The organism is Flavobacterium sp. (assembly GCF_039595935.1).
Classification (GTDB): Bacteria; Bacteroidota; Bacteroidia; order Flavobacteriales; family Flavobacteriaceae; genus Flavobacterium.
This window is the reverse complement of record NZ_JBCNKR010000006.1, coordinates 1,738,340-1,765,000: the sequence shown is the minus strand read 5'-3', so window position 1 is coordinate 1,765,000 and position 26,661 is coordinate 1,738,340. Positions and strand designations below refer to the sequence as shown.

General features: G+C 33.6%; 19 protein-coding genes and 1 pseudogene. 16 read left to right on the top strand and 4 right to left on the bottom strand.

Annotated elements, in window-relative coordinates; translation table 11 throughout:
* Positions 1-71 precede the first annotated feature (71 nt).
* The 4 genes and pseudogenes from ABDW27_RS17400 to ABDW27_RS17385 all read left to right on the top strand — a co-directional run bounded on the left by ABDW27_RS17400 (position 72) and on the right by ABDW27_RS17385 (position 5,344).
* On the top strand, positions 72-587 hold the full coding sequence (locus tag ABDW27_RS17400; protein ID WP_343697038.1) for a DUF2975 domain-containing protein: 516 nt from the start codon (positions 72-74) through the stop codon (positions 585-587).
* 2 nt (positions 588-589) lie between these two features.
* A complete protein-coding gene (locus ABDW27_RS17395; RefSeq protein ID WP_012024053.1) occupies positions 590-796 on the top strand; it encodes a helix-turn-helix transcriptional regulator in 207 nt (68 codons plus the stop codon).
* A 118-nt stretch (positions 797-914) separates the two neighbouring features.
* Positions 915-1,800: pseudogene (locus ABDW27_RS17390) on the top strand (ABC transporter ATP-binding protein).
* 4 nt (positions 1,801-1,804) lie between these two features.
* Positions 1,805-5,344, top strand: a complete 3,540-nt coding sequence (locus ABDW27_RS17385; RefSeq protein WP_343697037.1) for a M1 family aminopeptidase — start codon at positions 1,805-1,807, stop codon at positions 5,342-5,344.
* Positions 5,345-5,465: 121 nt separating this feature from the next.
* On the opposite strand, the gene ABDW27_RS17380 is transcribed toward ABDW27_RS17385, so the two are convergent.
* Positions 5,466-6,692, bottom strand: a complete 1,227-nt coding sequence (locus ABDW27_RS17380; RefSeq protein ID WP_343697036.1) for a polysaccharide deacetylase family protein — start codon at positions 6,690-6,692, stop codon at positions 5,466-5,468.
* A gap of 382 nt (positions 6,693-7,074) precedes the next feature.
* Here ABDW27_RS17380 and ABDW27_RS17375 point away from each other — a divergent pair, with 382 nt between their 5' ends.
* Entirely contained in the window at positions 7,075-7,860 is a 786-nt protein-coding gene (locus tag ABDW27_RS17375) for an alpha/beta hydrolase (protein WP_343697035.1), read from the top strand.
* 16 nt (positions 7,861-7,876) lie between these two features.
* On the opposite strand, the gene ABDW27_RS17370 is transcribed toward ABDW27_RS17375, so the two are convergent.
* Positions 7,877-9,853 carry a sigma 54-interacting response regulator gene (locus ABDW27_RS17370; protein WP_343697034.1) on the bottom strand — a complete coding sequence of 659 codons (1,977 nt, stop codon included), beginning with the start codon at positions 9,851-9,853 and terminating at the stop codon, positions 7,877-7,879.
* 207 nt (positions 9,854-10,060) lie between these two features.
* Here ABDW27_RS17370 and ABDW27_RS17365 point away from each other — a divergent pair, with 207 nt between their 5' ends.
* From ABDW27_RS17365 to kdpA, 5 genes are all read left to right on the top strand, one after another.
* Positions 10,061-12,499, top strand: a complete 2,439-nt coding sequence (locus tag ABDW27_RS17365) for a sensor histidine kinase (RefSeq protein WP_343697033.1) — start codon at positions 10,061-10,063, stop codon at positions 12,497-12,499.
* Positions 12,500-12,549: 50 nt separating this feature from the next.
* Positions 12,550-13,893, top strand: a complete 1,344-nt coding sequence (locus tag ABDW27_RS17360) for a sigma-54 dependent transcriptional regulator (protein ID WP_343697032.1) — start codon at positions 12,550-12,552, stop codon at positions 13,891-13,893.
* Between the two features lie 399 nt (positions 13,894-14,292).
* Positions 14,293-14,574, top strand: coding sequence for a hypothetical protein (locus ABDW27_RS17355; protein ID WP_343697031.1), 282 nt, complete (start codon positions 14,293-14,295; stop codon positions 14,572-14,574).
* A gap of 115 nt (positions 14,575-14,689) precedes the next feature.
* On the top strand, positions 14,690-14,767 hold the full coding sequence (gene kdpF / locus ABDW27_RS17350) for a K(+)-transporting ATPase subunit F (protein WP_073099479.1): 78 nt from the start codon (positions 14,690-14,692) through the stop codon (positions 14,765-14,767).
* 74 nt (positions 14,768-14,841) lie between these two features.
* Positions 14,842-16,560 carry a potassium-transporting ATPase subunit KdpA gene (kdpA, locus tag ABDW27_RS17345; protein WP_343697030.1) on the top strand — a complete coding sequence of 573 codons (1,719 nt, stop codon included), beginning with the start codon at positions 14,842-14,844 and terminating at the stop codon, positions 16,558-16,560.
* A gap of 97 nt (positions 16,561-16,657) precedes the next feature.
* Here kdpA and ABDW27_RS17340 read toward each other — a convergent pair whose 3' ends face one another.
* Entirely contained in the window at positions 16,658-17,017 is a 360-nt protein-coding gene (locus ABDW27_RS17340) for a four helix bundle protein (protein WP_343697029.1), read from the bottom strand.
* Between the two features lie 70 nt (positions 17,018-17,087).
* Between ABDW27_RS17340 and kdpB the strand changes: the two genes are divergently transcribed.
* The 6 genes from kdpB (at position 17,088) to ABDW27_RS17310 (ending at position 25,730) form a co-directional block, all read left to right on the top strand.
* A complete protein-coding gene (kdpB, locus tag ABDW27_RS17335; RefSeq protein ID WP_343697028.1) occupies positions 17,088-19,145 on the top strand; it encodes a potassium-transporting ATPase subunit KdpB in 2,058 nt (685 codons plus the stop codon).
* A gap of 102 nt (positions 19,146-19,247) precedes the next feature.
* Entirely contained in the window at positions 19,248-19,799 is a 552-nt protein-coding gene (locus ABDW27_RS17330; protein ID WP_343697027.1) for a K(+)-transporting ATPase subunit C, read from the top strand.
* A 431-nt stretch (positions 19,800-20,230) separates the two neighbouring features.
* A complete protein-coding gene (locus tag ABDW27_RS17325; protein ID WP_343697026.1) occupies positions 20,231-21,307 on the top strand; it encodes a porin in 1,077 nt (358 codons plus the stop codon).
* Positions 21,308-21,472: 165 nt separating this feature from the next.
* Positions 21,473-22,594 (top strand): sensor protein KdpD, encoded by a 1,122-nt coding sequence (locus ABDW27_RS17320; protein ID WP_343697025.1) that lies wholly within the window; start codon positions 21,473-21,475, stop codon positions 22,592-22,594.
* A 137-nt stretch (positions 22,595-22,731) separates the two neighbouring features.
* The gene (locus ABDW27_RS17315) at positions 22,732-24,450 is read left to right on the top strand and encodes an ATP-binding protein (protein WP_343697024.1); all 1,719 of its coding nucleotides are present in this window, start codon (positions 22,732-22,734) and stop codon (positions 24,448-24,450) included.
* A 518-nt stretch (positions 24,451-24,968) separates the two neighbouring features.
* A complete protein-coding gene (locus ABDW27_RS17310) occupies positions 24,969-25,730 on the top strand; it encodes a phosphatase PAP2 family protein (RefSeq protein ID WP_343697023.1) in 762 nt (253 codons plus the stop codon).
* Positions 25,731-25,883: 153 nt separating this feature from the next.
* On the opposite strand, the gene ABDW27_RS17305 is transcribed toward ABDW27_RS17310, so the two are convergent.
* On the bottom strand, positions 25,884-26,657 hold the full coding sequence (locus ABDW27_RS17305) for a LexA family transcriptional regulator (RefSeq protein ID WP_343697022.1): 774 nt from the start codon (positions 26,655-26,657) through the stop codon (positions 25,884-25,886).
* Positions 26,658-26,661: the final 4 nt, after the last annotated feature.

The following is a 26,661-nucleotide window of genomic DNA, read 5'->3' as shown; positions in this document are numbered from 1 at the left end:
TTTTGATAATTAATTATTGTTTTACAATAATTAATTATACATTTGCAATATCAATCTAACTTTTAAGATATATGAAGACAACTCATATTGTATCCAGAATACTATTTTACTTCACCAGATTTTTAGCTGTTGTTTATTTCTTTTTGGCTGCTTATTCTGTTTTTACATTGACAACAGGATTATTTTTGACTTTTAAGGATAACGGAAAGTATTTTCAGGTTTGCTATCCGTTTACTACTCATCCTGTAATGCTGGGCGATTATAACCTGCCTTATATTTTATTTGATTTTCTGTCGCCATTGAGTTTGTACGGATTATTCTTTTTATTGAGCAGTAATGTTTTCAGAATATTTTTTCAGCCTAAATTATTTACTGCTAATGGTATTTCGCATTTAAGGCGATTTTATTTATCGAATTTATTAGTTCCGAGTATCGTGATTTTTATCGCCTTCTTTTTTGTTCCGCTGGATAATGAGGTTTCACTTTTCATTATACTGCACGGAATGCTTGGAGCTTTTGCCTATTTTTTAGCTGCTATTTTTAAACAGGGTTTAAACCTTCAGAACGAACAAGACTTATTTATATAACTATGCCAATAATTGTAAATGTAGATGTAATGCTTGCCAAGCGTAAGATGCAGAGTAAAGAGTTGGCAGAAAAACTTGATATCACACCCGCCAATTTATCCATTTTAAAAACTGGAAAAGCAAAAGGAATCCGATTTGATACGCTCGAAGCTATTTGCAAAATATTAGACTGCCAGCCAGGTGATATTTTAGAATATGTAGCCGAATAGTTTTCTTTTAAATCTTATTTCTTCTTTATAAAAAAATCGGTTTTGGAAGCCGACAGGGATTCTATTGCCTGAATTTTTTAAATTATAATTTATTCAATCATCAAAAATCAATCAAAAAATGAACAGTTTATTAATCAAAAATCTCAGCAAAACGTATGAGAATGGCACAAAAGCGATTGACCACTTATCGCTTGACATTACAAACGGAATGTTTGGCCTGCTTGGACCAAACGGAGCAGGAAAATCGACTTTAATGCGAACGATTGCTGCTTTGCAGGAACCAACTTCTGGCTCTATTGAATTTAACGGAATTAATATTCTGGAAAATCCAATGTTTATCAGAGAAAATCTAGGATATCTTCCTCAGGAATTTGGTGTTTATCCTAAAATCTCTGCTTACCGACTGCTCGATCATTTGGCCATTTTAAAAGGAATCGTTAATAAAAAGGAACGACACGATCAGATTCTGTATTTGTTGCAGCAGACCAATTTATTGCAAGCATAAAGACAAAGCCGTTCATTCTTTTTCTGGCGGAATGCGTCAGCGATTTGGAATTGCTCAGGCGTTGCTTGGAAATCCGAAAATTATTATTGTGGATGAACCTACTGCGGGACTTGATCCGGAAGAGAGAAACCGATTCAACAATCTTTTAAGTGAAATCGGTGAAAGCATTATCGTAGTTTTATCTACACATATCGTAGAAGACGTTCGTGACTTGTGCCCAAAAATGGCTATTATCTCCAACGGGAAATTGATTCTCGAAGGAAAACCTAATGAGACAATCGAAACTTTAAAAGGTAAAATCTGGACAAAGGCTATTCAGAAATCAGAATTAGAAGATTATAAATTGAACTTAAATATTATTTCTTCTCATTTAAATTCGGGAAAAATTAATATTCATGTTTTCTCAGAATATCAGCCAGATTCTGGTTTCGAATTGATCTCGCCAGATTTAAGTGATGTTTATTTCAATGTTTTAGCTCAAAATCAATTTAAAAATTAAGATTATGCTTTCTAAATTAATTCAATTTGAATGGCATAACAATACCAGAAGCTGGACATTTTATGCCACATTTATTATTTATTTGGTTTTAGGATTTTTTGTGAGTGCTTTTGCGAATTTCTCTTTTTCGGGTGCTTACAAAAATAGTCCGTATGTATTGACTTATGCGATTGGTTTAATTTCGCTGATGACAATATTTTCGATTACACTTCAGGCAGCGCAAAGTTTTTTAAGAGAATATGAAACTAAGTTCGATTCTATTATCTTTTCTTCTCCTGTTTCAAAGTTCCATTATTTGGGAAGCAAATTTATTACGGCTTTTAGTATTGCCGTAGTTTCTTTTGGAATGTTTATCGTCGGAATGATTATTGGGCATCAAATGTCTTGGCTTTCTGAAAGTGAAATTGGTCCTTTTAAAATTCTGAATTATCTCTGGCCTTATCTTGTAATCGTGATTCCGAATATTTTCTTGTGTCTTTCTATATTGACAGCTTTGGCCTGGCTTACGAGAAGTAAACTTTTTATTTATGTCGGCGGTTTATTAATCTACATATTATATATAGCGGGATCGATTTTTTCGAATTCGCCCATATTTGCGAATGCTTCTCCTTCTTCGGCGAAAGCCATGTCTTTGGCGGCAAAAATAGATCCGTTTGGATTGGCTGCATTTTTAGAACAAACCAGATATTGGACTTCAATCGAAAAAAACACAGAGTTGATTTCACTTTCAGGTAATTTTTTATTGAACAGAATTCTCTGGATGAGTATTTCATTTCTATTAGTTTTCATTTCGTATCGAATGTTTTCTTTCCGAAAAACGAAAATTAAAAAGATAAAAACTTCAAAAATCATTCAAAAAGAAACAAAAATTCTTTCTTCTGAAATTCCACAGAACATTGAATTCAAAACTTTCAGACATAATTCAGCTGTTTTTATAAGCAATCTTAAAATGGATATTTTTTTGGTTTTGAAAGGAATTCCGTTTTTACTGATTGTACTTTTATTTTCGGGTTTATTGATGATTGAGATTTCGGATGAAATTGACGGCGGTATCCGATTAGCGGAAAAAATTACCGATACGGCTTTGATGATTTCTACCATAATGGATCGACTTCCGTTTATCCTGACTTTAATTCTCTTATTTTACAGTAATGAATTAGTAAACCGAAGCGAGAATTCGAGATTTGAAATGTTGGAAAACACTGCACCATATTCTCAGTTTACCGTTTTAATGGCAAAACTAACGGCGCTTTTTATTATTCCATTAATCATAATCAGCATTAGTATTTTGATTGGATGCGGATTTCAGATTATCAATTCGAATGCTCCAATCGAAATTGGTCTTTATCTTTCTCTATTTTATTATCTCGGATTTCCGTTGTTATTGATTTCGATTTTAATAATTGCGATTCAGACTTTTATTAAAAACAAATATTTAGGATTGACCGTTTCCGCATTTACCTGTATTTTGTTTTGTACCGGAATTGGTGAACAACTAGGAATTTCGCATCCGCTATTCCGATTTGGAGATTCTTTCAAAAGGGAATATTTTGATTTGAATGGCTTTGGAGCTTATACTTTTCCGTTTCATATTAAGATGTTTTACAATCTTGGTTTGGCTTTAGTGCTTTTGACTTTGACTGGAATTTTATGGAACCGTAATGCATCAATTGTGAAAACCTTTCGCAGAAATTCATTCAATACAATTCAAAAAACAACTTTTGGTTTGGGAGTTTTTCTTTTTATTGGTTTTGGAAGTTATCTTTTTTACAAAACGAATATTGAATATCTTTATTTGACCGAAGAAGATCAGAATAATTGGAGCGAAAATTACGAACTTCAATTTAAAAAATATACAAATCTGGCTCAGCCTACAATTGTTTCTGTAAAAAGTAATGTTGATTTATTTCCTGAAGAAAACCGTTACGAAGTAAAAGGAACTTATGAATTGATTAATAATTCTGAAAAACCAATTGATAGTTTACTCCTATATATAGATCGAAATTCAAAGCTAACTTATATTGCCATTCCGAATGCTAAAAATTTAGATAATGTTTCGGCATTTCATCATTATTGGTATCGACTGGAAAAACCTCTGTTACCTCAACAGAAAATGAAAATGAGTTTTTCTTTTGAGTCTTCTTGGTCGCCTTTCAAAGGACATACTGCTTTTAATTCTATTATAGAAAATGGTTCATTTATGCGAATAAGCCGTTATTTCCCGCTTTTTGGTTATCAGGATTCTAATGAAATCAGCAATAAAAAAGAACGCACAAAAAGACATTTGAAACCTCAGACTCCACTTAAAAAGCTTGAAGACAAATCGGAAATTAAATATGATTTTGTCGATTATGATGCTGTGGTTTCGACTTCAGGAAATCAAACTGCAATTGGCATTGGCGACCTTATTGGAAAATGGAAAAAAGATGGCCGCAATTATTTTCATTATAAATCGAATGGGAAAATTCCGTTTCGATTTGCTTTTTCTTCTGCTGAATATGAAATCCTAAAAACAAATTATAAAGGTATTTCGATTGAAGTTTTTTATGATAAAAGACATTCAAGAAACGTCAAAAAACTAATTCAGGATGTAAAAAATACTTTGGATTACTGCCAGAATAATTTTGGAAAATATCCGTATAAGACTATTCGTTATGCCGAAGTTTCTGCTTTCGCCGATGGATTTGCTGCAACTTCATATCCGTCTACGGTTTTTATCAAAGAAAATTTTGGTTTTTACAGTAACCTCAACAATAAGGATAAAGAAGATGTAATTAATCAATTAACGGCCCATGAATTGTCGCATGAATGGTGGGGAAATTCACAGATAAGTCCTGAACAGAAAGAGGGAAGCTGGATTTTAACCGAAACCCTGGCACAATACACGGAACTGATGTTGTATGAAAAAGAACATGGTTTGGAAAAAGCGCTCGAAACTTTAAAAATTCATCTCGATTTATATTTGAGCAGCCGAAGTTATGATCCTGAAACGCCTTTGTATAAAACAAACTATGATACGCCGCATTTACCTTATGATAAAGGAATGCTGGTTATGCATGAGCTTCGTTTTTTAATTGGGCAAGAAAAAGTAAATCTGGCTTTAAAAAATTTTCTAAATCATTCGAAATATCCAAATCCGATTCCTGATGCTGAAAGTTTATTGAAAGAGATTTACTCTGTAACGGATATAAATTTTCATCCAAAATTAGACGAAATGTTTAAACAGATTATTACGTATTCGTCTAAAATAAATTCGGTTGAAAGCCTGAAAAAAAATGGTTTTTATGAAGTTTCTTTTAAAGCAGTTTCTGAAAAATTTAGAGAAAACGCAACCGGAAAACGTACTCCAATACTAAATGATCCAACAATAGATATTGGAATTTATGATGAAAACGGCAAACTGTTTCGTTATCCTTTCGCTGTAAAAAACAATAAACTTGAAGGAAAAATCAAACTGAAAACAAAACCTCAACGCATTGTGATTGATCCGTATTTAATGAATATTGATACTTTTATAAAGGACAACGAGAAGGAAATTGACTGATTTTTTTGCCACAGATTAAAAGGATTAAAATGATTTTTTTTGCTTGCGCTAAAGATCATCGCAAAGGTTTATCTCTCGAAATAAATAATCCTTCTAATCCTTTTAATCTGTGGCAAAACTTTTATCTCAACTCAATCAAAATCTGCTTGTGAGTTGTTTTTCCGTCGTCTTTTATTTTCAAATCTTGATTGGGTTCGATTTCAAATTTTGAAGATGTATCGATTGTCAACGAAATATCCTTATGTCTAAAAGTTTCAGGAATTTCAGGCAGTTCAATCGTAACTTCAACTTCTTTATTACTTTGTTTATAATCGATTTTTATTCTGTCTCTTAACCAAATATATTCGTAAACTTCCTGCCACGGCGCCATCCAGATAGAATCGTTTCCTTTTGATCCATATTTATTGGCAAGCGTTGTCATGTAATATTTAAAATCAGGAAAACGTAAACTTAAATTCCACAAATTTGTATTTCCTGTTCCGTGTGTAAATTCGTTAAACCAAACAGCTTCCGGCTGTTTTACAATCGAATCTATGGTTTTTAAATAACGATCCATTGTTTTAAAACTGGTTGTGTCTTTTGAACTCAGTACAAAAGTTCTGGCTGTAATCATTTTGTCTAAATCAACTTTAGATTTTACTTTAAAAACCGGTCCGACTCCATAATAAGATGCAACCGAAAAATTTCCGTTAGCCAAAGCTTCTTTTTCATATTCTAAATAATACTTCTCATCTCCTTCTCCACCAGGAACTACAAAATGAGACATTGTAAAATCTAGATTTTGTTTAATTGAAGTTGTATTTTCTGTTACTTCTGTTTTATAATTTGTTCCGTGTTTTGTAGCATGATGAAAACTATGATTCAAAATATCCCAACCTGCGTTGTACATTTCTTTTATTTCTGTCCATGAAAGATGCCCACGGTTTTCAGGTAAATCGCGAATTGATCCGCCATTGACAGCTAAAGCGAGTTTAAACGGAATTTTATTTCCAAATCCGTCTGAATAAAAAAGTCCTTTTGAAGTTGTTCCGTCTCCACCCTGATCAATTTTCCATTCGTTTTTATCAGGATTGCTGATTTTTCCACCATTCAGTAACGGAAAAGCCGTTAAATAAGCCGAACGATAACCATCGTCTAATGTAAAACTATAAGCAAAATGTTTGTTGAATTTTAACGGAGCAGGTTTTATTATGACTTTAGTTTCTGATTTTAATTTGATTTTAAAGGAAATAGTTTTGGTTTTTGAAGAATCAATTTTAGAATTATTTCCAAAACAAACAAAAGCAGAATTTATCAGAAGAACGAAAGTGAATAAAAAGGATTTTATTCGGTAATGTGGTATTTTCATTTTTGAAGTTAGAATTTAGAGATTTTAAAGATACAAGATAATTTATAAGTTTGAGTGTAATAATTGAACACGGATAAAACGGATTCACTTCGTGAAGACGCTGATTTACGCGGATTTTATTTTTTTTAATAATAAATCAGAAATAAAAAAATCAGTATTTATCCGCGTTTTCACGAAGTGAATCCGTAAAATCAGCATCTAATTTTTAGGTCAACACATTAATCTCAAACATTTAAAAGAATGATATTTCAATATATTAAAAGTATTTAACGAAATATAATAAGTCTGATTAAGTCAAAGCAACAACAAATCCTTTATAATCAATACTTCGCAAATAGGCATATAGATTGTATTTTAAAATATAATCTAAAAAAATCCTGCTATGTATCTTTCTAATACAAAAACGATTGTGTTTATTTCGGGAGCTTTTGTAAGTCATTTTTATTGGGGGGAATGGCTTACATTTTTTCAAAACAAAGGATATAAAGTGGTTGCTCCGCCCTGGCTTCATAAAAATGATACGGTAGAGAATTTAAGAAAACAAAATCCTTGCGTAAAAATTGGCGAAATCAGTTTATATGATCTTTTGTGTTATTATACAGAAATCATCGAAAAACTTCCAGAAAAACCCATTTTAATCGGACATTCTTATGGCGGACTTTTAGTTCAATTATTAGTTCAAAAAGATCTGGCAGAAGCAGGAATCTGTATAAATTCTTTTCCGCCAAAGGGGTTTACGGTTTCAAAATTTTCATTTTATAAATCCATTTCAAATTTTACATGGAATATTTTCTCTTCAAAAAAAATATTCACTTTACCTTACGGAGACTGGCAAAATTGTTTTTTTGATACAGTTTCTGCTAAAGAACAGAAAAAAAATTATGAAAAATTTACGGTTCCGGAATCTAAAAAAGCGCTTCGAAATCTTTTCTCAAAAAATGCTAAAATCAATTTCAGGAAAAAACATGTTCCGCTGTTTTTTATTTCAAGTTCAGAGGATAAAATCATTCCTCCAAAACTCGTTTTATGGAATTTCAAAAAACATAGAAACGTGCATTCGATAACTTGTTACAAGGAATTTGCAAGCAAAAATCATTTTGTAATTCTTCAGCCCGAATGGCAGGAAGTAGCCGAGTGTACGGCAAAATGGATTGAGAAGGTTACTTGATTATTTTTTAAACAAATTAACTGATCTCTCTTTTAATTTCTAATTTCTTGATTTTAGAATTTAAGGTCGAAGGATGAATATCCAGAATTTCGGCTGCTCCGCCCGCTCCTGAAATTTTTCCGTTGCATTTTTTCAAGATATATAAAATATAGTCGCGTTCGTTTTCCATGATTGTTTTTATCGAAAATGAATCTGTGTTTTGCTGAGCATGTATTTTAGATGAAGGTGAAAATTCGATATTTTTAATCGTATTTCCTTCGGTAAGCAAAATCGTGCGCTGAATAAGGTGTTCTAATTCTCTAATATTTCCCGGCCAGTCATAATTCATTATCTGCTGTAAAGCATTGTCTGAAAGTACAGGCGTTTTTCGGTTCATTCTTTCGCTGTAGATTTTTATAAAATGATCTGCCAATTCAGGAATGTCTTCTTTTCGTTTTTTTAATGAAGGAACCATAATCGGGAAAACATGCAGACGATAATATAAATCCATTCTAAAACGTCCCGCTGCTACTTCTTCTTCCAGATTTTTATTGGTTGCTGCAATAATGCGAACATCAATTTTTATCGGCATTAATCCGCCGACACGTTCAATTTCTCTTTCCTGAAGTACACGTAATAATTTTACCTGAAGTTCCAGAGGCATCTCTCCTATTTCATCTAAGAAAATAGTTCCTCCATTTGCGAGTTCAAATTTCCCGATACGTTTATCTGTCGCTCCGGTAAAAGCGCCTTTTTCATGTCCAAAAAGTAATGATTCAGCAAGGTTTTCAGGAATGGCTCCGCAATTTATAATAATTAATGGTTTATCTTTTCGTGGTGATAAATCGTGTATGCTTTTGGCGATTTTTTCTTTTCCGGTTCCGCTTTCACCTAAAATTAAAACCGAAGTATCTGACGGCGCTACTTTTTTAATATAATTAAAAACCGTTACCATTTGCGAACTGTTGCCAATTATACCCTCAAAACCAGATTTTATATTTTCTGTTTTTTCTTTTCGAACTGATATTTCTTTTGGTTCGGTACTAACTATTGGCTCAGCCGAATAAAAACGAGAAATAAACTGAGAAAAAACATTTTCAAGATTTGATAATAATTTCAGGTTTTCATCTGAATATACATTAAAATTACGGCTGTAAAAAGTAAAACAGAAACGTTGCGATGCGCTAATAGAAAGTGGGAAAACCAAATATGATTTGATACCGAAATTATGCGAAATAATCCCTTTTATAGGCGCTGCCTGAAAATTATTAATCAGCGATTCTTCGCTGTAAATAATAGGTTTTATATCAATCTGAGATTTTATATACGTTTCATTTAATTCCTGAACTGATATTTGGGCAATCTGCGAAAGCTTTTCTACACCAATAATCTGATATTGATCTATGTTTTTTCTAACGATACCCAGATTTGTGTATTGATCCGGATTGATAAATCCGGTTTCGAGATAATCAAAAGAAATAAATGTCTGAATGATTTTTGCAAAAGACAATAAAGCATCTTCCAGTTTCAGGGTAGAATTGATTAACTGAGTAATTTCATTTTTTAATTCTAACTGCTGCATTAACTGCGATTCCAGACTGTATTTTTGTCTGTAAAAAGCAATTTCCAGCGTCGTTAAAATATCCTGATCTCTAAATGGTTTTACAATAAATCCGTACGGATGCGTAGTTTTGGCCTGATCTAAAATTCTTTTGCTCGAATTGGCCGAGACAAAAATAAAACCAATGTTTTTTTCTTTTAAAATATGGGCAAGATCAATTCCGCTTTGGCTTCCTTTCAGCATAATATCAACAAATACCAAATCTGGTTTTTGGGCCTGAATTACTTCCAAAGCCTGATCTACAGAACGTACAATTCCGATAACATTATAATTCGCTTTTTCAAGAATTAATTGCAGATCATGTGCTTCAATAAACTGATCTTCAACAATTAAAATTTGTTTTTGTAGGTCACTTTTTTCAGATTGGGTGCTTATATCAGACACAGTTCCCATAAATGTAGTATTTGTAATATTATATTTTTATAATTATCTGGCATAAAATTAGTTAAATAACACCAGTAATTTCAGTATTTTGAAAATTTTATACCAAAAAAATCATATTTAATGTGAATTTTCTTGATATTTTTTAAAAAAGTCAGGCTTCTTTCTTTCTATATTTGCTTATCAAAACCAATCCAAAAAACTAATTTTTAACCTGTTATGAAACGAATCGTTTTCTATTTAATTTTACTTATAAGTTACACTTCATTTGGGCAGTTATCTCCTGCCGTTGCCAAATACGATCTAGCCAAAAAGAGATTATTAATAAATGCCTGTTCTATCTATTTGTTTAATGCTAACCAAGGTGCTATTGACGTAGACAGTTCGGTTGTGGTAGCCTGCAAAGCTTATAAACTTCCTGTTTCTTTGGCTTATGATGAAGGTTTGAATGATGGCTCGTATCTTATTGGAAAAGATTTAATAGAAAAAGAGGATATTAATTCGGTTAAAAAACTTCTGGCTAAAACAAAAGGAGAAGACAGAATCAAGTTAGTATTACAATTAGGAAATTTTTATCTTTTTAAACCCGGAACAAAACCAGAAGATCTTCAAAATGCCAAAACTTATATTGACGATGCAGTGAAGACCAGTAATCAGCTTAAAAATAAAAAATGGCAGCAACAAAGTTTGATCCTTTTAGGCAAATATTATTATCAGGCGAATAATCAAGCCGAAGGCAAAAAAATATTTTTACAGGTTATAGACGAGTGCCGAAAACAAGCCGACAAAAAAAGTCTTGCCGAAGTTCTTGATGCTTATGGAACACTTCTGTTCAATTTAGATCCTGAAAAAGAAAAAATTCTGCAGGAAGTAGTTTCTATTTATGCTTCTTTAAAAATGGAAGAAAAGAGAATCGAAAATTACATGAAGATTACAACCATTTATTTCTGGACAGGAAAAATAAATGAAGCCAAAAAAAGGCTGTATCAAAATTTAGTCGATTTACGAAAAATTGGTTTTACACATGAGCAGTATGCAGAAACGACTCTAGTTTTTATTGAACTAGGACAGCACAATATACAAAGTGCTTTATACTATGCTTTAAAAAGTGTAAAACGAATGGAAACTGAGAACGATTATACTTTTGGCGAAATCTTTTACACTCGTCTGGGCGATGTATATAATATGTATGGACATAACGAAGAAGCGCTCGAATTATACAAAAAAAGTATAAAAATTGGACGCCAGAATTTAGACAGTGGTGTTTGGTACAAAAGTTTTTTAAGTGCTGTTGCGGCCTTATCGTTAAAGAAAAAGAACAAGGAAGCACTTGCTTACATCAACACAGTTACTGCTGATTTTCCGCCTAAAAGAACTTTTGATAAAATGCTGGTAGCATATGCGAAAGCAAATTGTTATGCCCCTTTGAAAAAATATGACTTAGCAGAAAAATATTTTATCGAAATGGATTCTTACGCCAAACAATTAAATACGCCTGAAACTTTTAGAGAAGTAATTCATGCTTATGCAACGATGTCATATTTTTATGCTTATACTAACAATAAAGAAAAAGCGAAATTTTATGCTAGTAAAGTTTTTAAACTTGCTAAAGACAACAAGAAACCATACGATTCAGAAATTTTCCAATATTCTCTCTATAAAATTGATTCTCTCAACGGAAATTATCTTGGTGCTTTGGAACATTACAGAAATGTAAAAAAGCTTAGTGATTCCAGCAGTGGTATTAACAGAAACAGACAAATTGAGGAACTTAAAATTGATTACGAAACCAAACATAAAGAACAGAAAATCAAACTCTTAAATCAAGAATCAAACTTAAAAGAAACTGCTTTAAAAAAATCAAAATTACTTAATAGTGTTTCTATTTGGAGTTTGATTTTACTGCTAATTACGATTGGATTGCTGTATAATCGTTATCGTTTAAAACAACGCAATAATGTCAAATTAGAATTAAAAGAAAAAGAAATCAGCAAAGCCAATGCAAACCTGCGACATTTACTTGAGGAAAAAGAATGGTTGTTGAAGGAAATTCATCATCGTGTAAAAAATAATCTGCAAACCGTGATTAGTCTGCTTAATTCACAATCAGCTTATTTAGAAAATGATATGGCATTATCAGCAATTAAAAATAGTCAGCACAGGATTCATTCAATGTCCTTGATTCATCAAAAATTGTATAATTCAGAGAATATTTCGACGATTAATATGCCGAATTATATTAAGGAATTAGTTGAATATTTAAGAGACTCTTTTTCGCTTGGACAAAGAATACGTTTTGAAGTAAAAGTCGATCCGCTGGAATTAGATGTGGCGCAGGCCGTTCCGCTTGGATTAATCTTAAATGAAGCCATTACCAATTCGATTAAATATGCTTTTCCAGATGACCGAACCGGAATGATTTACATAACACTTGAAGCTGTTGCAGAAAATCAATATAAATTGACGATTTCTGATAACGGAATTGGTTTTGATCCTAACCTCAACGATAAAAAAGCAAACTCTTTCGGAATGAGCTTAATAAGAGGTTTGAGCGATGATATTGACGGAAAACTGACTATGGAAAATAATAACGGAACGATTTTGAAAATTGAATTTTCACAAGAATTTCCACTGAATCCAAAAAGGAAATCGATTTAAAACTAAATTTGTACATCAAAATACCAATTCGGTTTTAGCTTATCTGCAAAATGACACACAAAATTTTAATTATAGACGACGAAGAAAAACTGAGAAGTCTGCTGGCACGAATTATAAAATCGGAAGGATTTGAAGTTTTTGAAGCGAAAGATTTAAAATCTGGTTTTAAAAAACTGGAACAAACCGAAATTGATGTGGTTTTGTGTGATGTAAAACTCCCTGACGGAAACGGTGTTGATTTTCTTCAAAATATAAAAAGCAGTTTTCCTTTAACTGAAGTTGTTTTACTGACCGCTTTTGGAAATATTCCAGACGGCGTTCAGGCGATGAAAAATGGCGCTTTTGATTATATCGTAAAAGGCGATGATAATGATAAAATTATTCCGCTTCTTTATAAAGCTGTCGAAAAAGTGCAACTGCAGAAAAAAGTACAGCAGTTAGAAAAACGCATTAATGATAAATATTCTTTTTCTACTATTATAGGTAAATCAAAAGGAATCGAACAAGTAATTGATCTGGCACAAAAAGTCGCCAAAACCGATTCGACCGTTTTATTAACTGGTGAAACCGGAACCGGAAAAGAAGTTTTTGCGCAGGCAATTCACGAAAACAGTAATCGTGCGGGAAAATCTTTTGTGGCGTTGAACTGCAGTACTTTCAGTAAAGAAATTTTGGAAAGCGAACTTTTTGGTCATAAACAAGGTGCTTTTACGGGAGCTGTAAAAGATAAAAAAGGTTTTATCGAAGAAGCCAATGGCGGCACTTTATTTCTGGATGAAATTGGCGAAATGCCGATTGACCTGCAAGCAAAATTATTGCGTGTTTTAGAAACTTCTGAATATATTCCCGTTGGTGATACGACTCCGAAAAAGTCAAATTTCAGATTAATTGCCGCCACAAATCGTGATTTAAAAACAGAAAGCGACGAACATCGTTTTCGCTCTGATTTGTATTTCCGTTTGAATATCTTCGAAATCAAACTGCCTTCTCTACGAGAAAGAGTTAAAGATATTCCGCTATTGGCGAATTATTACGTCAAGCAATTTTCTGAAAAAACAAATAAAAAAGCTTTACAGATTGCAGATGATTTTCTTCAGAAATTAGAAAATTATTCCTGGCCTGGAAATATACGTGAGCTTAAAAATGTAATCGAAAGATCGGTTATTTTGAGCAGTGGAGATATTTTAACTGCTGATGTTTTACCTTATGAAATGCAGCATCAAAGCGAAAATAATTCGAAACCAATGTCGGCTTTCTCAATGCAGAGTATTGAGAAACTGCATATTCAAAAGGTTTTAAATTATACAAAAGGAAATAAGGCTGAAACGGCCAGATTGCTGGAAATTGGGATTGCGACTTTGTATAGAAAACTGGAAGAATACAGGATTCAATAAATAAATTTCAATTTTTTAAATCCCAAATTCCAATGATAATATCAATGACAATAACAAATTCAATTTTTCAAGCTTCGGAGAAGCGAAATATCTATAGAATAATATAGCCCCAATGATAAAAAGCTCCAGAGGAACGACACCTACACAATCTAAAAAAAACATGTCACCCCGCTGGGGCTATGATAAACGTGTTTTTATTATTTTCTATAAACATTTCGCTTCTCCGAAGCTTGAAAACAACATATCAAAACGAGAAAAGCTTATCAAAATGATAGGCTTTTTTTATGCCTGTTTTTTGGCACAAAAATTCATTTCTTTTATTTACAGCACTTTAGACATAACTTGACTTTTTCGGAACATCTTTTGGCATAAGAAGGAAAAACATTAAAAATCCTTCTCATGAAAAATCAAGTTACCTCAATCTATAAACAAGCCGAGCGCTTTGCTGAGATTACTAAAAAATCGATTATCTGTGGCAATATTGTTCGTGCAAAAAAATGTCTGGCTCTTGCCGAACGCTTATTTGTCACTGGAAGTATCGAAACTAAAAATGCCATTTCGAATGTGTATGTTTTCTCTGTTTCGTCTTTTATGGAAATGCGTCACTGTAATATCTCACATCTTTTTCCACAAACACTTAAAGCAGAATATATCAAACAGGTTAATGCTTCTGGTGTTTAATCTAAAACTACATTCTAAAATCTAAAATTATGATCACCATTCTTCTTCTCGCTTTGGCTATTTTATTATTTGCCATCTGCTATTTATCAGTTGAATTCTTTGAAAAAATCTAAATATGACTGCACTATTTATCATTTCAATCGCCGTTTTCGTGTATTTGATTTACGTATTAATCAAACCCGAAAAGTTTTAAAAAATGAATTTTTAGTATTTAAGATTGTCTCAAAAAAATCTAAAATCTAAAATCAACAATCTAAAATTAAATATATGAATACAGAATTAATAGGTGTCATAGGCATTTTTATCCTTACCATTGTTTTAGCCATTCCACTGGGAAAATATATTGCTAAAGTTTTCCTGGGAAATAAAACACTTGTTGACCCGATTTTCAATCCAATTGAAAAATTTATTTTTAAAATCAGTGGCATCAATCCAGCTGAAGAAATGAACTGGAAACAACATTTAAAAGCACTTTTGAGTATCAATATGGTTTGGTTCTTTCTCTGTTTTTTTGTTCTGCTTTTTCAGGGATCTTTGCCTTTAAATCCAGATAATAATCCATCAATGACACCCGATTTGGCTTTTAATACCGCCATTTCGTTTTTAGTCAATTGTGATTTACAACATTATTCTGGCGAAAGCGGAGTTTCTTATTTGTCTCAGATGGTTTTAATGTTCTTACAATTCGTTTCTGCTGGTGTCGGAATCGCTGCTGCAGTAATGGTTTTTACTGCGATGAAAGAAAGAACTACAGACAAACTAGGGAATTTTTATAACTATTTCGTAAAAAGCTGTACACGTATTTTATTACCACTTTCAGTAATCGTAGCTATTACTTTAGTTTTCAACGGAACGCCAATGACTTTTGAAGGAAAAGATGCAATCACAACTTTGCAAGGCGATAATGTTGAAGTTTCTCGCGGCCCTGCTGCTGCTTTTGTAGCGATTAAACATATTGGTACAAATGGAGGTGGTTTTTTCGGAGCCAACTCAGCACATCCGTTAGAAAATCCAACTTATTTCACAAATGCTGTCGAACTTTGGGCGCAAATGATTGTTCCGTTTGCTATGATCTTTGCACTTGGATTTTTCTTAAACAAACGAAAATTATCCTATATCATTTTTGGTGTCATGACCGTTGGATTTTTACTCTTAGTAATTCCAACAATCTCAAGCGAACTTAGTGGAAATCCTGCTATCACAAAAATGGGAATCGCACAGACAACCGGAGCGATGGAAGGAAAAGAAGTTCGGTTTGGTCCAGCCATTTCAGGTTTCTGGAGCATTGCAACAACTGTAATTTCTACAGGATCTGTAAATAGTATGCACGATAGTTCAATGCCCGTTTCAGGCGCAATGCAATTATTGGCTATGATGGTGAATGCCTTTTATGGCGGATGTGGCGTGGGTTACCTCAACTTCTATATTTTCATTATTCTGGCCGTATTTATTTCAGGTTTAATGGTGGGTCGAACTCCTGAATTTTTAGGAAAGAAAATAGAAGCCCGGGAAGTTAAAATCGCAGCTTTTATCGCTATTATTCACCCTTTATTGATTTTAGCTGGAACCGCTTTAGCATCTTACTTTACTGCTCATGATACTGCTATGGGTTATTGGTTCAGCGGAAACGCAACAGGCTGGCTGAACAATCCCGGAAATCATGGATTCTCAGAAATGTTATATGAATATACTTCTAGCGCTGCCAACAATGGTTCTGGTTTTGAAGGTTTGGGAGATAATAATCCGTTTTGGAATATCACAACTGGAATTGTTTTATTGTTAAGCCGTTTCATTCCGATTATTGGTCCATTGGCAATTGCAGGTTTATTAGCCAATAAAAAATACATTCCTGAAAGTGCCGGAACTCTAAAAACGGATACTACTATTTTCGGAATCATGACTTTTGCGGTGATTGCTATTATTGCAGCATTATCATTCTTTCCTGCACTGGCACTTGGGCCATTGGCGGAATATTTTGGAATGTAAAATGTGATTTGTGAAAAGTGAAATGTTAAATGCGGAAAAACGAAATCAAATTAAATCTCATATCACAACTTACTTTTCACATCTCACAAAAAACAAATTACGTCCGCGCTTCAAGATTTTTAATTAATCCACAAATGAGTTTTCCTATGATATCTAATTTTTCAATTAATTGTTTGCATTCATTTTCACCGAGAAAATCTAACTCTTTACTTAATAATATTAAAGTATCAAGTTCTGATAAATAACCTAATGAAATATGCAAAAAATGGATAAACTCTTTTGTTCCTTTTCTTGCTGCACCCTCTGCAATATTAACTGGAACAGAAACTGACGCTCTGCGAATTTGTGAAGTCATTCCGAATTTTTCCTCAACAGGAAATTGTCTCGTAACTAAATAAATTTCTTTAACGAATTCAAAACTTTTAATCCATGAATTCAATTTTTTATGTGGTTTCATGTGAAATAAATAACATTTGCAAAAGTAGGAAATTTCATATTTTACATCTAACATTTTACAAATTAAAAAAATGACAACTAATAAATCTACATCATTATTTGAAAGTCAGCAGGTAAAAGAAGCATTTGTGCAGTCTTTTGTGAAACTGAATCCAAAAATGATGATTAAAAATCCGGTAATGTTTACCGTAGAAATCGGAACTGCCATTATGTTTGCAGTCTGTATTTCGATCTTAATGGGTGCTACAGATCAAGGAAGTTTAGCATATAACATCATTGTATTCCTTATTTTATTTGCTACACTTTTATTCGGAAATTTTGCCGAGGCTATTGCCGAAGCCCGAGGAAAAGCCCAAGCCGACAGTTTAAGAAAAACCCGTGAAGAAACTCCTGCAAGACAGATTCTGCCAAACGGTGAAATTAAAAACGTAAGTTCTTCAGCCTTAAAAAAAGACGATATTTTCATTTGTGAAACCGGCGATTTAATTGCTGCCGATGGAGAAATTATCGAAGGTTTAGCAACCATCGACGAAAGCGCTATTACGGGAGAAAGTGCGCCTGTAATTCGCGAAGCGGGCGGTGATAAATCTTCGGTTACAGGAGGAACAAAAGTACTTTCTGATAAAATCAAAGTCCGAGTGACTTCTGAACCTGGTGAAAGTTTCTTAGATAAAATGATTGCTTTGGTTGAAGGTGCGAGTCGTCAGAAAACACCAAACGAAATTGCTTTGACAATTCTGTTAGCAGCTTTCACTTTAATCTTCATCATTGTCTGCGTAACCTTAAAACCTTTTGCAGATTATGCCAACGCTCCTATTACCATTGCTGCTTTTATTTCTCTTTTTGTATGTTTAATTCCGACTACAATTGGTGGTTTACTTTCAGCTATTGGGATCGCAGGAATGGATAGAGCGTTGCGTGCCAACGTAATTACCAAATCAGGAAAAGCGGTTGAAACTGCCGGAGATATTGATGTTTTGCTTTTGGATAAAACAGGAACGATTACAATTGGAAACAGAAAAGCAACTAATTTTTATCCAACAAAAGGAATTTCTTTTGATGATTTTGTGAAATCTGCCGTTTTAAGCTCGCTTGCCGATGATACTCCAGAAGGAAAAAGTATTTTGGAGCTTGGTAAAATGTTAGATGAAAACAGTAAAATGCAGTCAGACATTTCACTTTTTACAGAAAGCATTTCACAAACTATCAAATTTACTGCTGAAACGAGAACTTCTGGCGTAATCTTAAAAGATGGAACCAATATTAGAAAAGGAGCTCAGGACGCTGCAAGAAAAATTGCTGAACAAGCTGGAAATGTTTTTCCTGAAGATACCGCTGATCAGGTCGTAGCAATTTCTTCTAACGGAGGAACGCCTTTAGTAGTCATTAAAAATGACGAAATTCAAGGTGTTATCGAACTTCAGGATATTATCAAAACCGGAATGAAAGAACGTTTTGAGCGTTTACGCCGAATGGGAATCAAAACGGTTATGGTTACGGGAGATAATCCTTTGACGGCTAAATTTATTGCCGAAAAAGCCGGTGTCGATGATTTTATCGCTGAAGCAAAACCGGAAGATAAAATGAACTACATCCGAAAAGAACAAGCCGAAGGACGTTTGGTTGCCATGATGGGTGACGGAACAAATGATGCTCCTGCTCTTGCCCAAGCCAACGTTGGAGTTGCCATGAACAGCGGAACTCAAGCTGCAAAAGAAGCTGGAAACATGGTCGATCTTGACAATGATCCAACGAAACTAATTGAGATTGTCGAAATTGGAAAACAGCTTTTAATGACACGCGGAACTTTGACTACGTTCTCAATCGCTAATGACGTTGCTAAATATTTTGCTATCGTTCCTGCCTTGTTTATTACGGCAATTCCAGCGCTTCAAGGCTTGAATATTATGCATCTACATAGTCCTGAAAGTGCGATTTTATCGGCTGTTATTTTTAACGCGATTATCATTCCGATTTTGATTCCGCTTGCGCTGAAAGGCGTTGATTACCGACCAATTGGAGCAAGTGCGATTCTTAAAAGAAATCTTTTAATTTATGGTTTGGGAGGAATCATTGTTCCTTTTATCGGAATTAAAATTATTGATTTGATTGTTGCCTTATTTATGTAAATAAAAGGTGCTAAGGTTCTGAGATGCTAAGGTGCTAAGTTTTTTTCTTAGCCCTCAGAACCTTAGAACCTTAGAACCTCTAAAATAAAAAAAATGAAAAAAATGAAAAATATATTCTCACTCATAAAACTTACTGCGGTTACTTTAGTTTTATTCGCAGTTATTTATCCTTTAGCAATTTACGGAATTGGACAATTGGCTCCCAATCAAGGAAAAGGAGAAACTATCACCGTTAACGGCAAAGTTGTCGGTTATCAAAAAATCGGACAAAAGTTCGACAAATCAAATTATTTCTGGGGAAGACCTTCGGCTGTTGATTACAATGCTGCGGGAAGTGCCGGAAGCAACAAAGGACCAAGCAATGCCGATTATCTGGCTTTGGTTCAAAAAAGAATTGATACGCTTTTATTGGTTCATCCGTATTTAAAAAAATCTGATATTCCATCAGATATGGTTACGGCTTCAGGAAGTGGCTTGGATCCGAATATTTCTCCACAAGGGGCTTTGATTCAGGTGAAACGAATTGCTAAAGAAAGAAAACTAGATGAAGCTAAAGTAAAAGCTTTGGTAGAATCTAAAATTAATACTGCTGTTGTTGGACCTGAAACTGTGAATGTTTTGGAATTGAATGTGGCTTTGGATGCGCTTCGCTAAAGATGCTAAGGTTCTGAGTTGCTAAGATTCTAAGATTTTCTCCTGCAAGGTTTTCAAAACCTTGTAGGCGTGTATGATAGACTAGTTAGAAATTATAATACAGTAACCACAACGTTTGTCATTCCGAGGAACGAGGAATCTCCACGAGAAACTCGACAAAGATTGACGAATTACTTTACGGAGTTTCTTGCGGAGATTCCTCGTTCCTCGGAATGACAAACAGAGCGTAAATCAAACTTTAAATTAAATGCCTACAAGGTTTTGAAAACCTTACAGGAAAAGAAAACGCCTTTTTACCCCAAATGCCCTAGCCCTGATAGTAGTGGAAATCCTTTTGTGTCTCGTTTCTTTAACGAGACACAAAAGATTGAAACGGATAGCGGGATTAGCTCCTAAAAAATCTACTAAATAAATAATTGAATACCACAAAAATGAAAAAAATAATACTTACAGCTTTAATCGCTTTTGGTTTTAGCAATTTACACGCACAGTCAACATCTAAAAGTCCGTTTACGTTTTCAGGATATGTAGACGTTTATTACAGCTACGATTTCGGGAAACCGGAAAATCATACTCGACCAAACTTTTTTTACAGTTATAATAAAAGCAATGAAGTCAACCTAAATTTGGGAATGGCAAAAGTGAATTATTCGAAAGAAAATATTCGGGGGAATTTTGCCTTGATGGCTGGAACTTATCCGCAGTATAATATGTCTGCCGAACAAGGTCTTTTGCAAAATGTTTACGAAGCTAATGTTGGTGTAAAAATTTCTAAAAACCATAATTTATGGATTGATGCAGGAATCATGCCATCGCATATTGGTTTTGAAAGTGCGATTGGAAAAGATTGCCAAACTTTGACCCGAAGCATTTTGGCGGAGAACTCGCCTTATTATGAAGCGGGGGTGAAAATTGGTTATACTTCTGAATCTGGAAAATGGTATTTGGCAGCGATGTATTTGAACGGCTGGCAGAGAATTGAAAAAGTGGAAGGCAATCAGACTCCAGCTTTTGGAACTCAGGTTACTTTTAAGCCATCTGATAATGTGACTTTAAACTGGAGTACTTATGTTGGAAATGAACAGCCGGATATGGATAAAAAATGGCGTTATTTCAATAATTTCTACGGACAATTTAAAGTGGCTGAAAAAGTAAACTTAACGACTGGTTTTGATATTGGTTCACAGCAATCGGCTAAAGGAAGCGACAAATATGATGCTTGGTTTTCGCCTGTTGTGATTCTGCAATACAAACCGACAGATAAAATTCAGCTATCGGCACGAGGTGAATATTACAGCGACGAAAAAGGTGTAATCATCGCAACAGAAACGCCAAACGGATTTAAAACTTACGGATTTTCAGCTAACTTTGACTACTTAGTAACTGATAATGTTATGTTTAGAATTGAAGCTAGAAATCTTTCAAGCAAAGATGAAATCTTCACCAAAAACAATTTGCCAACGGATACAAATACGTTTGTAACAACAGCATTAGCTATTAGTTTCTAAAAGAATCTTATTGATTAAAATATATTTCACGCAGATTCTACAGATTATAGCAGATTTAAATGGATTTTTAATTAATAATCTGCGAATATCTGCCTAAATCTTTTAAAATCTGCGTGAAACAAAAACTCAGCACCTTAGTGTTTTTGTGGCAAAACAAAAAAAAACATGGAAAACGAAAATAACGCACAGCATTTTCTGGATTTGATTCAGAAATCACGGAAAGGAAAATTTAAAATCTACATTGGAATGAGCGCTGGTGTGGGCAAGACTTTTCGTATGCTTCAGGAAGCGCATTCGTTATTGAAAAACGGAATCGATGTAAAAATTGGCTACATCGAAACGCATATGCGGAAGGAAACGCATGAACTGTTAGCTGGTCTTCCGATTATTCCGAGACGGACTATTTTTTATAAAGGAAAACAGCTCGACGAACTCGATGTTCAGGCGATTATTAATCTTAGACCAGAAGTTGTTATTGTAGATGAATTGGCGCACACCAACATTGAAGGAAGCAAAAACGAAAAGCGTTGGCAGGATGTTTTAGAAATTCTCGATGCAGGAATTAATGTAATTTCGGCGGTTAATATTCAGCATATTGAAAGTTTAAACGAAGATGTAAAACGAATTACCAATATTGATGTTCAGGAAAGAATTCCTGATAATGTGCTTCGATTGGCGGATGAAGTCGTGAATATCGATTTAACATCGGAAGATTTGATTGCTCGCTTGAAAGAAGGAAAAATTTATACGCCTGATAAAATTCAAACGGCTTTGGCGAACTTTTTTAAATCGGAACAAATTCTCCAATTGCGTGAATTAGCATTGAAAGAAGTCGCAAGTCAGGTGGTTCGAAAAGTAGAAAGTGAGGTTCCGAATCTGCATGCTTTACGGCATGAAAAATTATTGGCTTGTATTAGCAGCAATGAAAAAACAGCCAAAATTATAATTAGAAAAGCGGCTCGATTAGCCAGTTATTATAATGGTTCGTGGTATGTTTTGTATGTAGAAACACCAAAAGAAAGCAGTAATAGAATTGCACTTGACAAACAAAGACATTTAATTAATAACTTTAAACTCGCTGTGCAATTGGGTGCGGAAGTTATTAAACTGGAAAATTCAAATATTACGGATGCTATTTTGAAAACGGTAGAAGAAAAACAAATTACAACAGTCTGCATCGGGAAACCGCATTTTAATTTGTTTAAAGTAATTTTGTCTACAACAATTTTTAGACGTTTGCTAAACAAATTGTCTTTGTCAAATGTTGATCTTGTAATATTGTCGTAATTTTTCTAACCATTAAGATATTAAGTCAATAAAGGCTATGCTTAATTTTCTCTTTGTAAGTTTCATTAAGTTTAAAGCTTAATTTCCTTAATATCTTAATGGTTCAAATAAAAAAAACTTGTTTTTAAATAAACGTCATGAGAATTAAAACCAAATTGAATCTGGGTGTTGGATTGTTATTTTTAATGATCATTATACTTTCGCTGGTTAGCGGATATTCTGTTTTTTTGATCAAAGCAGATACAGAGAATATTCTGAAAGCAAATTATAATACGCTTGAATATTCCCGAAATATGATTTTGTCTTTGGATGAAATTAAAATGAATGACGACAATAAGATTCTTGTTTTTAAAGAATATCTTGAAAAACAAACGCAAAATGTTACCGAGCCCGGAGAAAAAGAAGCTACAGCAAACCTTGAAAAAAGCTTTGCGCTTTTAGAAAAGAACGGTTCGAATGAAGCTTTAAAAACGCAAATCAGGCAGGATATTTTTGCTATTATGAAGCTGAATCTCGATGCCATAAAACAGAAAAGCGATATTGCCAAACATACGGCAGAAAATGCTAATTTATGGATTGCAATTGTCGGGACTTTATGCTTTTTAATTGCTTTTAATCTGCTGGTGAATCTGCCGAATAATATTGCCAATCCTATAAAAGAGTTAACGCTGAGTATTAAGGAAATTGCGAATAAAAATTATTCTGAAAGAGTTCATTTTACAAGTCATAGCGAATTTGGCGATCTTGCAAAATCGTTCAATACGATGGCGCAGAAACTTCAGGAATATAATGACAGTAATTTGTATAAACTCTTTTTTGAAAAGAAACGTCTAGAAACTCTTATCAATAATATGAATGATCCGATTATTGGTTTGGATAATGAAAATATTGTTTTGTTTGCCAATGATGAAGCTCTGAAAATTATTGGTTTGAAACTGGAAGATGTTATTGGTAAATCAGCTTCGGAATTGGCTTTATCAAATGATTTAATTCGCTCTTTAATTTTAAAAGAAGATTCAGATACTCCTAAAAAACAGCCTCTGAAAATCTTTGCTAACGGAAAGGAAAGTTATTTTGAAAAAGAAATTCTGAAAATTACCATAGTTCCAACGGGAGAAGAAAAAGAAATCAATATTGGCGATGTAATTATTCTGCGAAATATTACACTTTTTAAAGAACTGGATTTTGCCAAAACTAATTTTATTGCCACAGTTTCACACGAATTAAAAACACCAATTGCGTCTATAAAATTAAGTCTTCAATTGCTTGAAAATGCTAAAACAGGCGATATGAACGACGATCAGAAACAATTGGTGGAAAGCATTAAAGATGATAGTCAGCGATTATTGAAAATTACGGGAGAATTACTCAATTTATCGCAATTGGAAACTGGAAATATTCAACTGAATATTGAGAAAAGCAACCCGCATCAAATTGTAAATTATGCTGTTGAAGCGGTAAAAGTTCAAGCTGATCAAAAACAGATTCAGTTAATTGTTCATGCCGATGAAAACTTAACCGAAGTAAAAGCCGACAGCGAAAAAACAGGCTGGGTTTTAATTAATTATTTATCGAATGCGATTCGGTATTCATCTGAAAAAAGTACGATTCACATCAAACTAAAAAAAGAAAACAATCAAATTGTATTTCAAGTTATCGACACCGGAAAAGGAATTGACACGAGATATAAAGACAGGGTTTTTGATAAATATTTTCAGGTTCCGGGAAGTCAGAAATCCGGCACGGGATTAGGTTTGGCGATAAGCAAAGAATTTATCGAAGCTCAAAACGGAAGTGTTGGTGTTGAGAGTAACTTGGGATTAGGAAGTACGTTTTGGTTTTCGTTGAAAGCTTAGATTTTAGCCACAGATTAAAAGGATTAAACAGATTTCTGAATGACTTTGTGTGGTTTTATTTACCACAAATTCAAATTTTCACGAATTATATTAATAAAGAGCCATCGGCTCGAACCATATTGTAGGGCCGGATTTCAATCCGGTTGACAAAGAAATTCCGCAATACAAAAAAGCCGGTAGGCTCAATTCATAATTAGACTGGATTGAAATCCAGCCCTACAATATGGATCGTCCCTACGGGACTTTCTTGTAATTTATATTTTTTTTCTACCAATATTTAACTCCTAAAGGAGTATCTCGTAGAGATTATATATTGGTAGAAAAAATTTCTGCCCACATATATTTATCCCGTAGGGATTACACAATATTTACAATGCTTTTTTCTGTAATAATTTAGCCAATCTTAATACAACTATCCTTTTCAAAACCAACAGATTAAATTTCGCTTAAGGTTCAATTAAGACCAAAATACCAGCTTAGAACATTCGTTACTATTGCAAAATATAACTACAAAAACAATGTTCCACAAAACAATTTCTCTGGTATTCCTGTTCGGGTTATTTTCTGCGAATGCACAGCAAAATGATTCGATTACAAAAATTGACAGTACTTCACATCAATTAAAATTCCATTACAAACAATTGATCATTCCGTCGGTTTTGATTGGTTATGGTGTAATTGGTTTAAAAAGTGATCAACTTTTGAGTTTTAATTCTCAAATCAAAAAAGAAGTTACTGAAGACATTGACGAGAAAATCACCATTGATGATTTCTCTCAGTACGCACCTGCCGCATCTGTATATGCGTTGAATGCTTTTGGCGTAAAAGGCAAAAATAATATGCGTGACCGTTCTGTAATATTTGTGACTTCATATGCGATTATGGCAACGACGGTTCTGAGCTTAAAATCGATTGTACATGAAGAAAGGCCGGATGGAAGTTCGAACAACTCTTTCCCTTCCGGACATACCGCCACCGCTTTTGCCGGAGCCGAATTTTTATGGCAGGAATACAAAGACAAATCGATTTGGTACGGAATTGCGGGTTATGCTGTCGCAACCGGAACGGGACTTTTCAGAATTTACAACAATCGTCATTGGCTGACTGATGTTGCTGCCGGAGCCGGAATCGGGATTTTGAGTACAAAAATTGCGTATTGGATGAATCCGTATATCACTAAGAAATTATTCAAATCTTCATCAGAAGTAAAATCAACTTCTATGATTGCACCTTTTTATAATGGGCAGCAATATGGTTTGAGCTTTGTGAAGGTATTTTAGTTTTTTTTAGCCACGAAGGCACTAAGTCGCAAAGTTTTTTAAAGCCACAGATTTCACAGATTAAAAGGATTTTTGAATGGTTTTGTGTAATTTTTTAGTCACGAATTCACGAATTTTAATTTAAAGTAATTCGTGAATTCGTGGCGGAGAAAATTATGTATTCGAAGTATTATTCTTAATCTCTCTAACTTCTCTTTTTAATTCTAAAAGCAAATCTTTCATTGCTCCGGTTTCCGTTGTTTCTTGTTTTTTATCCGAACGGCCAATATTACATTCATATTCCCAAATCTCCAGAATATCAGAAGCTTTTACTTCATAATTTGGATAAAAACTATTATCTGATTCTAAAACCAAAGCGTTCTTTTTGTTTTTATTGAGACGTTTATACACCATTCCTTCATTCTTAGTAATAAGAATATAAGTTTTTCCGTCCATCACCTCTCCCAGCTTTTCCACATAACGACCAATAATAATAGAACCATCTTCGTGTGGAGGCATCGAATCACCTTCAACAGGAAATCCGCGATGTTTTCCTGGACCTAAAAAAGGAAGTGTAATCTGCTGTAAACTTTCTATATATTCAGGATCAGCATATCCGTTTAGATAACCTGCTTTTGCTTTTTGAGATACAATTTCAATATAATTTTCTCCAAAACTATCAACCTGAATTGGTAAAATAAGTCGGTTGCCTTCCAGTTTTATCAAATTTTGCACATCAATTTTACGTATATCGACAGATAATATCAAGTCAATACTCATATGAAAATATAATGCAATCTTTTTTAAAATATCATACGGTGCTTCCGAAGTTCCGTCTTCGTATTTCACGTATCTTCCTCGGGTAATCATCAGGTTTTCAGCTAATTTCTCCTGTGATATTTTATGCTTAACCCTTAATGCTCTGATGTTGTCTGAAAATAAGGACATAATA

Coding starts and splice junctions, on each gene's coding strand:
- ABDW27_RS17400 (WP_343697038.1), top strand. CDS start 72: ATGAAGACAACTCATATTGTATCCAGAATACTATTTTACTTCACCAGA.
- ABDW27_RS17395 (WP_012024053.1), top strand. CDS start 590: ATGCCAATAATTGTAAATGTAGATGTAATGCTTGCCAAGCGTAAGATG.
- ABDW27_RS17385 (WP_343697037.1), top strand. CDS start 1,805: ATGCTTTCTAAATTAATTCAATTTGAATGGCATAACAATACCAGAAGC.
- ABDW27_RS17380 (WP_343697036.1), bottom strand. CDS start 6,692: ATGAAAATACCACATTACCGAATAAAATCCTTTTTATTCACTTTCGTT.
- ABDW27_RS17375 (WP_343697035.1), top strand. CDS start 7,075: ATGTATCTTTCTAATACAAAAACGATTGTGTTTATTTCGGGAGCTTTT.
- ABDW27_RS17370 (WP_343697034.1), bottom strand. CDS start 9,853: ATGGGAACTGTGTCTGATATAAGCACCCAATCTGAAAAAAGTGACCTA.
- ABDW27_RS17365 (WP_343697033.1), top strand. CDS start 10,061: ATGAAACGAATCGTTTTCTATTTAATTTTACTTATAAGTTACACTTCA.
- ABDW27_RS17360 (WP_343697032.1), top strand. CDS start 12,550: ATGACACACAAAATTTTAATTATAGACGACGAAGAAAAACTGAGAAGT.
- ABDW27_RS17355 (WP_343697031.1), top strand. CDS start 14,293: ATGAAAAATCAAGTTACCTCAATCTATAAACAAGCCGAGCGCTTTGCT.
- kdpF (WP_073099479.1), top strand. CDS start 14,690: ATGACTGCACTATTTATCATTTCAATCGCCGTTTTCGTGTATTTGATT.
- kdpA (WP_343697030.1), top strand. CDS start 14,842: ATGAATACAGAATTAATAGGTGTCATAGGCATTTTTATCCTTACCATT.
- ABDW27_RS17340 (WP_343697029.1), bottom strand. CDS start 17,017: ATGAAACCACATAAAAAATTGAATTCATGGATTAAAAGTTTTGAATTC.
- kdpB (WP_343697028.1), top strand. CDS start 17,088: ATGACAACTAATAAATCTACATCATTATTTGAAAGTCAGCAGGTAAAA.
- ABDW27_RS17330 (WP_343697027.1), top strand. CDS start 19,248: ATGAAAAATATATTCTCACTCATAAAACTTACTGCGGTTACTTTAGTT.
- ABDW27_RS17325 (WP_343697026.1), top strand. CDS start 20,231: ATGAAAAAAATAATACTTACAGCTTTAATCGCTTTTGGTTTTAGCAAT.
- ABDW27_RS17320 (WP_343697025.1), top strand. CDS start 21,473: ATGGAAAACGAAAATAACGCACAGCATTTTCTGGATTTGATTCAGAAA.
- ABDW27_RS17315 (WP_343697024.1), top strand. CDS start 22,732: ATGAGAATTAAAACCAAATTGAATCTGGGTGTTGGATTGTTATTTTTA.
- ABDW27_RS17310 (WP_343697023.1), top strand. CDS start 24,969: ATGTTCCACAAAACAATTTCTCTGGTATTCCTGTTCGGGTTATTTTCT.
- ABDW27_RS17305 (WP_343697022.1), bottom strand. CDS start 26,657: ATGTCCTTATTTTCAGACAACATCAGAGCATTAAGGGTTAAGCATAAA.